Source organism: Enterococcus larvae, from assembly GCF_017830045.1.
Lineage (GTDB): Bacteria > Bacillota > Bacilli > Lactobacillales > Enterococcaceae > Enterococcus_L > Enterococcus_L larvae.
Genome location: NZ_JAEDXU010000015.1, coordinates 22873 through 35972, shown reverse-complemented (window position 1 = coordinate 35972; position 13100 = coordinate 22873). Strand labels below are relative to the sequence as shown.

Sequence of the window (13100 nt, the reverse complement as noted above, 5' to 3'; positions counted from 1 at the left end):
GAGGATAATAAGGGATATCAATTTTTGAGCTTATATATGGTCATGATAGGGATGACCGTCTCTACCCGACGCCGTAAATGTCGGACTATAGGTGGAAAAGCGTGTTCAATTCGAACCTCTTTTTTGCTTTGCAGAGAAGGGGTTTTTTAGTATTTTGGGAGGAGATCATTAGAATGAAAGAATTAGTGGAACGAATCAAAAAAGATGGACAGGTCCTAGGTGACGGTGTCTTAAAGGTTGACAGCTTTGTTACCCATCAGGTAGATGCGGAGCTGATGGAAAAAATAGGTAAACGATTTGCTGAGGTATTTGCGGATCAAGGAATCACCAAGGTAGTGACGATCGAAGCGTCGGGCATCGCTCCGGCATTATATGCAGCGCAAGCTCTAGATATACCGATGATCTTTGCTCGTAAAGCAAAGAGCCTGACGATGGATGAGGAATTGCTGACATCATCTGTTTATTCGTTTACTAAGCAGGTAACCAGTCAAATATCTATTTCTAAAAAATTCTTATCTGAAGGTGATACAGTTCTGATCATCGATGATTTTTTAGCGAATGGTCAAGCGGCAAAAGGCTTAGTAGAGCTTTGCCAGCAGGCTGGTGCATCTGTTTCCGGTATCGGTATTCTGATTGAAAAATCTTTTCAGGATGGTCGGGAGCTCTTGGAGGAAATGGGCTTGAAGGTTGTTTCTTTGGCTCGAATTGCTTCATTGAAAAATCATACAGTTGAATTTCTTGAGGAGGACGCATAGGAATGGCGCAAAGTAAGTATACGGCGATAGAAAAGAACCATCCTGAAACGTCTACAGCTCAAAGTGCCGTTCTCGGATTACAGCACCTGTTGGCTATGTATGCAGGAGCGGTGGCAGTCCCTTTATTAATAGGAACAGGTCTGAACTTTAATACAGAGCAGATGACATACTTGATTTCGATTGACATCTTTATGTGCGGTGTAGCGACCCTGCTTCAATTGACAGTCAATAAGTTTTTTGGTATCGGGTTACCTGTTGTTTTGGGATGTGCGATTCAGGCAGTTGCTCCCTTGATCATGATTGGTACTGATAAGGGTGTCGGTGCTATTTATGGTTCGATCATTGCTGCGGGAATCTTTATTGTATTGATTTCCGGTGTATTCTCAAAAATAAAAGTCTTGTTTCCACCACTGGTTACAGGAACGGTTATTACTGTGATTGGTTTGACACTTATCCCAGTTGCTGTTGAAAAAATGGGTGGAGGTCTGGCTAGTGATCCGACCTTTGGCTCAGCAGATAATCTGCTGCTGGCATTTACTACCATTGCTTTGATTGTCATTGTTCAAGTGTGGGGCCGAGGGTTTATTCGCTCCATCTCGGTATTAGTTGGTTTAGCTGGTGGTACGGCTTTAGCTGCGGTTTTAGGTATGGTGGATCTACAGCCGATTGGTGAGGCAACGTGGTTCCATTTTCCACAGCCCTTTTACTTTGGCACACCGACTTTTGATGTTTCTTCTATTATTCTGATGATCATTATTTCAATTGTCAGCATGGTAGAGTCAACAGGTGTTTACTTTGCCTTGGGCGATATCACTGGCAAGCATGTTGGCGAACAGGAATTGAAAAAGGGATACCGCGCAGAAGGACTGGCGGTCATTCTAGGTGGTATTTTTAACACATTCCCTTACACAGGCTTTTCTCAAAATGTAGGTTTGGTTCAGCTGTCAGGAATAAAGACTCGCAAGCCGATTTATTTTTCTGCATTTTTCTTGATTATTTTAGGCTTGCTTCCTAAGTTCGGTGCTGCTGCTCAAATCATTCCGGAACCAGTATTAGGTGGAGGGATGTTGGTAATGTTTGGTATGGTCGCTGTTCAGGGAATGAAGATGCTGTCCAAGGTCAATTTCCAAAATGATAAAAATTTGCTGATTATTGCTGTCTCTATTGGTTTCGGTCTGGGCTTCAATATGATGCCGGAGCTATTTGCTAAAATGCCGGAAACGATCACTATGTTTACTGGTAATGGTATTGTAATGAGTAGTCTTTCAGCTATCGTATTGAATTTCTTATTCAATGGAGTAAAATCTGAAGACAGTCAGACTGAGGAATAGAAAGTTGAATAGAAGAGGAGAAGATCAACAGGTGATTTTCTCCTCTTTTTGCAGTTCCCTGACTCCATTATCGTAAGATATGAAGCAGTCCTTATATTTATAAGAAGATATACTTGGCTTGAGATTTTGTATGAAGCAGAATTTGGTTTAAACACGAACGATAACATTAAAAAAAGAATTAACATTCGATATTTCTTTGACACCTGTGTTTGAGGTTGCTAAAATGGAACTAATAAAAACCATAGAGAGGGTTGAATTATGTCTACTGTAGTATCTGTGATCATGGGGAGTACATCGGATTGGGAAACGATGAAGCTCGCCTGTGATATCCTTGAAGAATTTCAGATTCCCTATGAAAAAAAAGTTGTTTCTGCCCATCGAACACCTGATTATATGTTTACCTTTGCTGAAACAGCTAGGGAACGGGGAATCAAGGTGATTATTGCAGGAGCTGGCGGCGCTGCACATTTACCGGGCATGGTTGCAGCGAAAACAACATTGCCGGTAATTGGTGTTCCGGTACAATCCAAAGCCTTGAGCGGGCTGGATTCTTTGTTGTCGATCGTTCAAATGCCGGGCGGTGTACCAGTTGCTACTACAGCGATCGGAAAAGCTGGAGCAACCAATGCCGGACTACTTGCAGTTCAGATGCTTTCCATGTATGATTTAGAGATAGCGGAAAAATTAAAAGAGCGACGTGAATCTCTTGAACAAATCGTGATGGAAAGTAGTGATGACCTTGAATAAGCCTGTATTACCGGGGCAGATGATCGGAATTGTCGGCGGCGGGCAATTAGGAAAAATGATGGCCTTAAGTGCCAAGGAAATGGGTTTTCGAATTGCTGTATTAGATCCAAGCGTTGATTGCCCTGCTGCTCAAGTAGCAGACTGGCATTTATTAGCTGAATATAATGATTTAGAAGCGCTGGAGGAACTGGCGAATAGATCTCAGGTTGTGACTTATGAGTTTGAAAATGTCGATGTTGATAGTTTGATACATATTCAGCATTTAGTAGATATTCCTCAGGGAACGGATTTGCTGGCAATCACACAGGACCGTTTACTGGAAAAGAGTTTTTTAGAGTCTAATAATGTCGTGATTGCGCCATATGCGACGATTGTGAGTCCGACAGATATACAAGATGCAATCGATGGTATTGGTTATCCTTGCGTATTGAAAACCACACGTGGCGGCTATGATGGAAAGGGTCAGTATGTTTTATATAGTCCCTCTGATTTGGCTCCTTCTATGAATTTACTAAAAGAAGGAACCTGTGTATTGGAAGCTTGGATTCCGTTTGAAAAAGAAATTTCAGTATTAGTTTCAGGAAATGGCAGTGGAGATATTGAAACATTTCCTGTTGTAGAAAATATTCATAGAAACAACATCCTTCATGAAACGATTGTACCTGCAAGAGTAGACGATGAAGTAATAGAAGAAGCACAGCGAATTGCCAGATTGATTGCAAAAGAGGTCAATTTAGCCGGAACACTCGCTGTAGAGATGTTCCTGACAAATAATGGTGGGATTTATGTTAATGAGTTGGCACCGAGACCTCACAATTCAGGACACTACACAATCGAAGCCTGCAGCTTCAGCCAATTCGACACACATATCCGTGGAATTTGCGGCTGGTCGATCCCATCAATCAAGCTATTGTCTGATGCAGTGATGGTCAATATCATGGGAGAAGAAATCTATGAAACAATGGATTATATTTCTGAAAAGATGGATTGGCATTTTCATTACTATGGTAAATCAGAGGCAAAGCCAGGGAGAAAAATGGGCCATATCACTATTTTGACCGATGACATTTTTGATACATTAGAAGAAATTTATCAAACCAGTATTTGGGATTAGGAAGGGATAAAACAATGATCGATCGCTATTCAAGACCGGAAATGAGAAATATTTGGACAGATGAAAATCGCTACCAGGCTTGGCTCGAGGTGGAAATTCTAGCTGATGAAGCATGGGCGGAATTAGGAGAAATCCCTAAAGAAGACGTGAAGAAAATCAGAGAGCATGCTTCCTTCGATGTTGCAAGAATCCTTGAAATCGAGGAAACTACCAGACATGATGTGGTGGCGTTCACAAGAGCGGTATCAGAAACCCTTGGAGATGAACGAAAATGGGTCCATTACGGACTGACAAGTACAGATGTTGTAGATACTGCTTACGGATACTTGCTGAAGCAGGCAAATGATATCTTGAGAAAAGATTTGCAGACTTTCACAGAGGTCATTGGAGAGAAAGCGAAAGAACATAAGCATACGGTGATGATGGGGCGGACACATGGGGTCCATGCAGAGCCTACGACATTCGGCTTGAAGCTGGCATTATGGTATTCTGAAATGAAACGAAATATTGAACGTTTTGAGCATGCTGCAAAAGGTGTTGAGGCTGGAAAAATCAGCGGAGCAGTAGGTACGTTTGCCAATATTCCTCCATTTGTAGAGGAGTATGTTTGTGATAAGCTAGGGATTCGTGCACAGGAAATCTCAACTCAGGTTCTTCCTCGCGATTTACATGCAGAGTATTTTTCAGCACTGGCATTGATTGCTACTAGTATTGAAAAATTCGCTACTGAGATTCGTGGTTTGCAGAAATCTGAAACAAGAGAGGTTGAGGAATTCTTTGCGAAAGGTCAGAAAGGCTCATCCGCAATGCCCCATAAGCGTAACCCAATCGGCTCTGAAAATATGAGCGGTCTGGCACGCGTGATTAGAGGACATATGGTTACAGCCTACGAAAATGTTTCGTTATGGCATGAAAGAGACATCTCTCATTCTTCGGCAGAACGAATCATTATCCCTGATACTACGATGCTGTTGAACTATATGCTGAACCGCTTCGGTAATATCGTGAAGAATCTGACTGTATTCCCGGAAAATATGAAACGAAATATGAATGCCACCTTCGGATTGATTTACAGCCAGCGTGTATTGCTGAAGCTGATCGATCATGGAATGACTCGGGAAGAAGCTTATGATTTGGTACAGCCTAAAACGGCTTACGCTTGGGATCATCAAACTGATTTCAAACCGCTTCTAGAGCAAGATGAAAAAATCACTTCAGTTCTTTCTCAGGATGAACTGGATGACGCATTTGACTATAATTATCATTTGAAGAATGTCGACACGATCTTTGAACGTGTAGGGCTATAATCTAAAAGGATACAGGAACAAACCATTCAACGGTCTGTTCCTGTATCCTTTTTTGTATATGAATGAAGCTGAAAGAAGACTGAAACCCTTTTGGATTTCAGTCTTCTAAATGTTTTAAGCTAAAATTTCTTGATAAGCAGCCTGCATTTTAGGTGCTGTTTGGATAGTCTGAAGCAGTCTTTCGATAAACTCATAGCTGCATTCGTGTTTTCCTATATAAACTTCGATACGGTATGCATTTTTGAAAAAGTGCTGTTCATGTATTTGATGAATCATCAATTCAACGTTTTGGTTGTTTACATAGTGGAAAGAACGTTTTCTTCGTTCAGAATATTTTTTTACACTGCGTTTAATATTTTTGAACGTGTAATAAGTTCGATCTTGATTCATATTATGTACAGCTTTCAAAGCTAACAGGTCATTGTATAAGCGTGTTTTATCACGTTGAGAAAGAGATTCCAAGAAATCCTGAGCAATGGTTCCGTAGTCGTCCTGCATGTGATTAATCCTCCCTACAATCAAAAAACATCATAAAATTATTTTTTTACTGTAATTATTTCTTTTAGAATACCACTGAACGTATAAAATGTAAATGCTTACCATTAGAAGAGAAAAATCTTAAAAAATTCTATACATTTATTTTTCGTTAAACACGAACGTTATTGTTTTGTTTTGATTATAAAGTTCAGTTTTCGTTGACTGTTCATTTTAGGCTTGTTAAAATGTAAACAAGATAAAGAACGAACTATTTTTATGTGATCTCATTATATCATTTGGAAAGGAAGTTAATCATTGGTAAAAAAGAGAGAATTACTTTACGAAGGGAAGGCAAAAAAGTTGTTTGCTACGGATGAGGAAGGGCACTTATGGGTGCAATACCTTGATCAGGCAACGGCTTTGAACGGCGCAAGAAAAGATGAAGTTCTTGGAAAGGCAGAGCTGAACAATCAAATCACCTCCAGCATATTTGAAAAACTGGCTGTAAAAGGAATAGAAAGTCATTTTATCCGACAATTATCAAATGACGAACAATTAGTTGAACAGGTTGATATCATCCCTCTGGAAGTTGTTGTTCGTAATTATGCTACCGGAAGTTTTTCAAAAAGATTGGCAGTGGAGGAAGGGAAATTATTGGATTTCCCAGTATTAGAGTTCTACTACAAGGAAGATGCGCTGGATGATCCAATTATCAATGATGACCATGTGAAAATCTTAGGGATTGCCAATGATGAAGAAATTGCTGTTCTTAAGGCAGCAGCACGAAAAATAAATGAAGTGTTGATCACGTTATTCGACGAGATCGGCATTCGTTTGATCGATTTTAAGATAGAGTTCGGCAGATCAGCTGACGGCAGTATTCTGTTGGCAGACGAAATTTCCCCGGATACGTGTCGATTGTGGGATAAGGAAACGAATGAGCATTTGGATAAGGACGTCTATCGCAAAGATTTGGGTGACATTGTCCCAGTATATCAGGAAGTATTCTCAAGGCTAAAAAATAAATAATCATATACATTCTGTGTGAAGATTCTTCGTAAGAAATGTACCTTTTTTGCCAGAATGGGTGAGGGAACAACAGTAATAGATCGTTTTTAAAGAACTTATAAGAGATAGGAGAGCGTATTAAATGTATTTTGTAAAAGTATATGTAACGTATAAGGATTCAGTATTAGACCCACAGGGAGAAGCAGTTAAGGGAGCGATTCATCGTTTAGGCTATGAAGCAATCGAAGAGGTTCGAATTGGCAAATATTTTGAAATCAAGGTAGCTAAATCAGACCAGCCAATCGAAGAAGCAATTGAAAAGATTTGTGACAGCCTTTTAGCAAATGTCAATATGGAAACTTATCGTTATGAAATCATGGAGGAAGAATAGCATGAGATTTGCAGTGATCGTTTTTCCAGGATCGAATTGTGACATGGATATGCTTTGGGCTGTAAAGGATGTTCTTGGTGCTGAAGCAGAATATGTACGTCATGATGCGGAAAGTCTTGAGGGCTTTGACGGTGTTCTATTACCGGGTGGATTCTCTTATGGAGACTACCTGCGCTGTGGTGCGATTGCCCGTTTTTCTAAAATTATTGAAGAAGTGATTCGCTTTGCTGAAGAAGGCAAACCAGTATTTGGTACCTGTAATGGATTCCAAATTCTGACAGAAGCCGGTTTACTTCCGGGAGCATTGATTAGAAATAAGTCTTTGCACTTTGTCTGTAAAACAGCCGAACTGAAGGTTGTCAACGCTGAAACGAGATTCACCTCTGCTTATGAACAGGATGAAATCATTCAAATTCCTGTCGCTCATGGTGAAGGAAACTATTATTGTGATGAAGAAACACTGCAACAGCTGAAAGACAATAACCAGATCGTCTTTACTTACTCGAATGACAATCCAAATGGAAGTGTGGCAGATATTGCTGGAATCATCAATGAAAAAGGCAATGTTCTTGGTATGATGCCTCACCCGGAGAGAGCGGTGGAAAGCCTGTTAGGCTCTGAAGATGGACGCCGTTTCTTTCAATCGATCATCAATAATTTTGGAAAGGTGAATAATTTAGCATGATGAAAATAAATGAACCGACTGCTCAGGAAATCAAAGACAATAAGATTTATGCAGAATGGGGTCTGACTGATGAAGAATATCGAATGATCGCCGAAGACATTCTTGGAAGAATGCCGAACTATACAGAAACAGGGTTATTTTCTGTTATGTGGAGTGAGCACTGCTCATATAAGAATTCAAAACCAGTATTAAGAAAATTCCCTACTTCCGGTCCTCAGGTATTGCAAGGTCCGGGCGAAGGAGCAGGGATCGTTGATATTGGTGATGGCCAAGCTGTTGTGTTCAAGGCTGAGAGTCATAATCATCCTTCTGCGGTTGAACCATACGAAGGAGCGGCAACAGGCGTCGGCGGTATCATTCGTGACATTTTCAGTATGGGTGCACGTCCCATCGCAATTTTGGATTCACTGCGCTTTGGCGAACTGGATAATCAGCGAACAAAATATTTATTAGAGGAAGTTGTTGCCGGAATCAGCGGTTATGGAAACTGTATTGGGATTCCAACGGTTGGCGGCGAGGTAGCTTTTGATCCCTGCTATGAAGGAAATCCACTAGTCAATGCCATGTGTGTTGGCTTGATCGATCATAAGGATATTCAAAAAGGTCAGGCAAAGGGTGTCGGCAATTCGATTATGTACGTAGGGGCAAAAACCGGTCGTGATGGTATCCATGGAGCAACCTTTGCGTCGGAGGAATTTGTTGAAGGAGAAGAGCAGCAGCGTTCAGCTGTTCAGGTAGGCGATCCATTTATGGAGAAGCTTCTTCTGGAAGCTTGTTTGGAATTGATTTTAGAACATGCAGATATTTTAGTAGGTATTCAAGATATGGGTGCAGCTGGCTTGGTGTCTTCCAGTTCAGAAATGGCGTCTAAAGCTGGTTCTGGATTAAAGCTGTATCTCGATGATGTACCACAGCGCGAGACAGGTATGACGCCATACGAAATGATGCTTTCTGAATCACAAGAGCGTATGCTGATTTGTGTTGAACAAGGGCATGAAGACGAAGTTGTGACATTGTTCAAAAAATATGATTTGGATGCAGTAACCATTGGAGAAGTGACCGATGATGGTCTATATCGCTTATATCATAAAGGTATAGAAGTTGCGAACCTTCCTGTAGATGCGTTGGCAGAAGATGCGCCAGTTTATCAAAAAGAGAAAAAGGAGCCGGCTCGAATCAAAGAATTTGAAGAGATGGCTGATTTTGAACCAGAAATTCAAGATGCAAGTGAAACCTTACTAGAGCTATTGCAGCAGCCGACGATTGCATCGAAGAAAATGATTTATCAAACCTATGATTCTCAGGTACGGACAAATACCGTTGTATTACCGGGAAGTGACGCTGCCGTTTTACGGGTCAGAGGGACAGAAAAGGCCTTAGCGATGACGACAGACTGTAATGCCCGTTACTTATATTTGAATCCTGAAATCGGCGGACAAATCGCTGTTGCGGAAGCGGCACGGAATATTGTCTGTTCAGGAGGTCAACCATTGGCTATCACTGATTGCCTGAATTACGGTTCGCCTGATAAGCCTGAGGGTTTCTGGGAATTATGGACGTCTGCTGATGGAATTGCGAAGGCGTGCGAAGTTCTGGATACACCTGTTATTTCAGGAAATGTTTCCCTATATAACGAGACAGATGGAAAGGCAATCTATCCTACGCCGATGATTGGTATGGTAGGCTTAGTGCAAGATCTTTCTCATATCACAACACAGGAATTCAAAAAGGTCGGGGACTTAGTTTATGTTGTAGGCACCACGCAGGCGGATTTCAATGGAAGTGAGCTGCAAAAAATGCAGCTAGGAAAAATAGAAGGTCGCTTGATGGCATTTGACCTAACAGAAGAAAAGGAAAATCAAGACGCTGTTCTTCAGGCTATTCAACAAGGGTTAGTTGCAAGTGCCCATGATTGCTCAGAAGGCGGGCTGGCAGTTGCTTTGGCTGAATCTTGCTTCAAGAATGAGCTGGGAATAGAAGCAGCACTTGATTTATCGGCAGCTTGGTTGTTCTCAGAAACACAGTCACGATTTGTATTGTCGGTTGCTCCGGAAAATCAGGCAGCCTTTGAAGCAACGATGGAGGATCGCGTGGAGCATATTGGTGTGGTTACTGAAAAAGCAGAAATCATCATTGAAAATGCGGATGGAAAAGTCATGGTGGGTACTCGTAAAGCCAAAGAACTATGGGAGGAAGCTATTCCATGTCTTATGAAGTAAGAAGTTTAAATGAAGAATGCGGCGTATTCGGTGTCTGGGGACATCCGGATGCGTCCCGTGTCACCTATTTTGGTTTACACAGCTTACAGCATAGAGGGCAGGAAGGTGCTGGAATCGTTGCGAATGATCAAGGCAAACTGAACGGCCACAGAGATTTAGGGCTGCTGTCTGAGGTGTTCAAAGAAGATAGTCTGCTTGCGGCGCTAAAAGGACAGGCAGCTATCGGTCATGTTCGCTATGCGACTGCGGGAAATGGCAGTGTTGATAATATTCAGCCATTTCTATTTAAATTTTACGATGGAGCTGTGGGACTTGCCCATAACGGAAATCTGACAAATGCGAAAAGTCTTAGAACATCTCTGGAAAAGGATGGAGCAATCTTTCATTCTAATTCAGATACAGAGATTTTGATGCATCTTATCAGAAAAAGTAAACAACCGACATTCATCGAACGGTTGAAGGAAAGCTTATGTCAGGTCAAAGGCGGATTTGCTTATCTGTTGTTGACGGAGACAGCGATGATTGCTGCGCTAGATCCAAACGCTTTTCGTCCGTTAGCTTTAGGGCAGATGAAAAATGGTGCTTATGTGATTGCCAGCGAGACCTGTGCGCTGGAGGTCAGCGGTGCGACCTTTATTCGAGATGTAGGCCCAGGAGAAGTTATCATTATTGACGATAGCGGCTACCGTGTCGAAAAATATACAGAAGATACGCAATATGCGATATGCTCGATGGAGTTCATCTATTTTGCTCGGCCGGATTCAAATATTGCAGGAGTGAATGTCCATACTGCACGGAAGAAGATGGGTAAGCTGTTAGCAGAGGAATCTCCGGTAGAAGCAGATATGGTGGTAGGTGTGCCGAATTCTTCATTATCAGCTGCAAGCGGGTATGCAGAAGCCAGTGGTATTCCTTACGAAATGGGCTTAGTAAAGAATCAATATATTGCCCGAACGTTCATTCAGCCTACACAAGAGTTGAGAGAACAAGGGGTACGCATGAAGCTATCTGCAGTTCGTGGTGTAGTTGAAGGTAAACGAGTGATCATGGTGGATGATTCGATTGTTCGCGGAACGACTAGTAAACGAATCGTTCAACTGTTGAAGGAAGCAGGAGCGAAAGAGGTTCATGTACGTATTGCTTCACCGCCATTGAAATATCCTTGTTTTTATGGAATTGATATCCAGACGAGAAAAGAACTGGTTGCTGCGAATCACTCAATCGAAGAAATTAGAGAACTGATTACTGCGGATTCGTTGAGTTTTTTAAGTGAACAAGGATTGATTGATGCTATTGGCTTGAATTATGACGCGCCTTATTCAGGGTTATGCATGGCTTATTTCAATGGCGACTTTCCAACGCCTTTGTATGATTACGAATCAACATACCTAGCTTCACTATAGAAAATCAAATAAATCCAAGCAAAGGATATAGGAGGATCAGCATGGCGAATGCATATGCAAAAGCCGGAGTCGATGTAGAAGCCGGTTACGAAGTGGTGGAAAGAATCAAGAAGCATGTAAAAAGAACGGAACGGGCCGGAGTGATGGGCGCTCTTGGTGGATTTGGCGGCTGTTTTGATCTGAGTAAGGTGGATGTGAAGGAACCTGTATTGATTTCCGGTACAGATGGTGTGGGAACCAAATTAATGCTGGCGATTCAGGCAGATAAGCACGATACGATTGGAATAGACTGTGTGGCGATGTGTGTTAATGATATTGTGGCACAAGGAGCTGAACCGCTCTATTTTTTGGATTATATTGCAACTGGTAAGAATATACCTGAGCGATTGGAACAGGTTGTCGCTGGTGTTGCAGAGGGCTGTATTCAAGCCGGAGCAGCATTGATTGGCGGAGAAACTGCTGAAATGCCGGGAATGTATGACGAAGATGATTATGATTTAGCGGGATTCACTGTAGGTGTTGCTGAAAAAAGTAAGCTGATTACAGGAGAAAAAGTAAGTGCTGGGGATATTTTATTAGGACTGCCTTCAAGCGGTATTCATTCGAATGGCTACTCTCTTGTTCGGAAAGTTTTCTTTGAGATGAATACCTTCAGTCTGACAGATACGCTTGCAGAACTGGAAGGAAAAACCTTAGCAGAGAGTCTACTGGAGCCAACAAAAATCTATGTGAAGAGCGTTCTGCCATTAGTTACTGATGAATTGGTTCATGGAATTGCCCATGTAACAGGCGGCGGTTTTGTAGAAAATATTCCAAGAATGCTTCCAGATGACTTGACTGCCGTAATCAAGCTAGGCAGCTGGCCAATATTACCTATTTTTTCTGTTTTAGAAAAATACGGACAAATCCCAGCCATGGAAATGTATGAGATTTTCAACATGGGGATCGGCATGGTATTGGCTGTTTCTCCAGATAAGCTGTCTCAGGTTCAAGAAGCCCTTCAAACTCTTGGAGAGGAAAGCTATGTTCTTGGAAGTATTGTCCAAAAAGAAGCACAGGATGCTATTCAATTTATCGAGGTGGAAAAATGAGATTCGCAGTTTTTGCATCAGGGAACGGAAGCAATTTTCAAGTAATTGCAGATGCAGTAAAAAACGAAGAAATCGCAGGAGAAATTGCCTTGCTTTTTTCTGATAATCGAGAAGCTAAAGTATTGGAGCGGGCAGAAAAAATGAATATTCCCAGTTATTCATTTTCACCAAAAGAGTTTGAGAAAAAGAGTATCTATGAAGGAGAAATTCTTCATCTTTTGGAAGAAAATCAGGTGGAATTCATTGTGTTGGCAGGCTATATGCGGTTGATTGGTCCGGCATTGCTTGAGGCTTATCCGGAGCGGATCATCAACATCCACCCATCACTGCTGCCGGCATTCCCAGGGTTGCATGGAATCAAGGACGCATATGAATCAGGGGTTGCAGAAACCGGAGTAACCGTTCATTATATTGATAAAGGGATCGATACAGGTCCAATCATTGTACAGGAATCAGTTGTGATCAGCTCAGAGGATACTTTAGAGGCTTTAGAAGAAAAAATCCATCAGGTTGAGCATAGACTTTATCCTGCTGTACTAAAACAAATAATTGAAGAGAAGGGGCAATAGATA

At 41.6% G+C, this 13100-nt stretch carries 13 protein-coding genes and 1 riboswitch; of the genes, 12 read left to right on the top strand and 1 reads right to left on the bottom strand.

The genetic code is table 11. From position 1 onward, the window contains the following. Nucleotides 1–10 precede the first annotated feature (10 nt). A riboswitch (purine riboswitch) is annotated at nucleotides 11–108 on the top strand. Nucleotides 109–173: 65 nt separating this feature from the next. From I6N96_RS18785 to purB, 5 genes are all read left to right on the top strand, one after another. Beyond that, the gene (locus tag I6N96_RS18785) at nucleotides 174–755 is read left to right on the top strand and encodes a xanthine phosphoribosyltransferase (RefSeq protein WP_209559112.1); all 582 of its coding nucleotides are present in this window, start codon (nucleotides 174–176) and stop codon (nucleotides 753–755) included. Between the two features lie 2 nt (nucleotides 756–757). Beyond that, complete coding sequence (locus I6N96_RS18780; protein WP_209559111.1) at nucleotides 758–2086, top strand: nucleobase:cation symporter-2 family protein; 1329 nt, start codon at nucleotides 758–760, stop codon at nucleotides 2084–2086. Nucleotides 2087–2344: 258 nt separating this feature from the next. After that, nucleotides 2345–2833 carry a 5-(carboxyamino)imidazole ribonucleotide mutase gene (purE, locus tag I6N96_RS18775; protein ID WP_209559110.1) on the top strand — a complete coding sequence of 163 codons (489 nt, stop codon included), beginning with the start codon at nucleotides 2345–2347 and terminating at the stop codon, nucleotides 2831–2833. After that, nucleotides 2826–3947 carry a 5-(carboxyamino)imidazole ribonucleotide synthase gene (purK, locus tag I6N96_RS18770; RefSeq protein ID WP_209559166.1) on the top strand — a complete coding sequence of 374 codons (1122 nt, stop codon included), beginning with the start codon at nucleotides 2826–2828 and terminating at the stop codon, nucleotides 3945–3947. The genes purE and purK overlap by 8 nt, the downstream gene beginning before the upstream one ends. 14 nt (nucleotides 3948–3961) lie before the next feature. Continuing rightward, entirely contained in the window at nucleotides 3962–5254 is a 1293-nt protein-coding gene (purB, locus tag I6N96_RS18765) for an adenylosuccinate lyase (protein WP_209559109.1), read from the top strand. A gap of 114 nt (nucleotides 5255–5368) precedes the next feature. On the opposite strand, the gene I6N96_RS18760 is transcribed toward purB, so the two are convergent. Next, complete coding sequence (locus I6N96_RS18760) at nucleotides 5369–5752, bottom strand: hypothetical protein (protein ID WP_209559108.1); 384 nt, start codon at nucleotides 5750–5752, stop codon at nucleotides 5369–5371. 294 nt (nucleotides 5753–6046) lie between these two features. On the opposite strand from I6N96_RS18760, the gene purC reads away from it, so the two are divergent. The 7 genes from purC to purN all read left to right on the top strand — a co-directional run bounded on the left by purC (nucleotide 6047) and on the right by purN (nucleotide 13097). Further along, nucleotides 6047–6760 carry a phosphoribosylaminoimidazolesuccinocarboxamide synthase gene (purC, locus tag I6N96_RS18755; protein WP_209559107.1) on the top strand — a complete coding sequence of 238 codons (714 nt, stop codon included), beginning with the start codon at nucleotides 6047–6049 and terminating at the stop codon, nucleotides 6758–6760. 121 nt (nucleotides 6761–6881) lie between these two features. Continuing rightward, nucleotides 6882–7130, top strand: a complete 249-nt coding sequence (gene purS, locus I6N96_RS18750; protein ID WP_209559106.1) for a phosphoribosylformylglycinamidine synthase subunit PurS — start codon at nucleotides 6882–6884, stop codon at nucleotides 7128–7130. A 1-nt stretch (nucleotide 7131) separates the two neighbouring features. Further along, complete coding sequence (gene purQ, locus I6N96_RS18745) at nucleotides 7132–7815, top strand: phosphoribosylformylglycinamidine synthase subunit PurQ (RefSeq protein ID WP_209559105.1); 684 nt, start codon at nucleotides 7132–7134, stop codon at nucleotides 7813–7815. Then, nucleotides 7812–10034, top strand: a complete 2223-nt coding sequence (purL, locus tag I6N96_RS18740; RefSeq protein ID WP_209559104.1) for a phosphoribosylformylglycinamidine synthase subunit PurL — start codon at nucleotides 7812–7814, stop codon at nucleotides 10032–10034. Before purQ ends, purL begins: the two co-directional genes overlap by 4 nt. Next, entirely contained in the window at nucleotides 10019–11437 is a 1419-nt protein-coding gene (gene purF / locus I6N96_RS18735; protein WP_209559103.1) for an amidophosphoribosyltransferase, read from the top strand. Before purL ends, purF begins: the two co-directional genes overlap by 16 nt. A 41-nt stretch (nucleotides 11438–11478) precedes the next feature. After that, entirely contained in the window at nucleotides 11479–12528 is a 1050-nt protein-coding gene (gene purM, locus I6N96_RS18730) for a phosphoribosylformylglycinamidine cyclo-ligase (RefSeq protein WP_209559102.1), read from the top strand. Next, nucleotides 12525–13097, top strand: a complete 573-nt coding sequence (gene purN, locus I6N96_RS18725) for a phosphoribosylglycinamide formyltransferase (RefSeq protein WP_209559101.1) — start codon at nucleotides 12525–12527, stop codon at nucleotides 13095–13097. Before purM ends, purN begins: the two co-directional genes overlap by 4 nt. Nucleotides 13098–13100 lie beyond the last annotated feature (3 nt).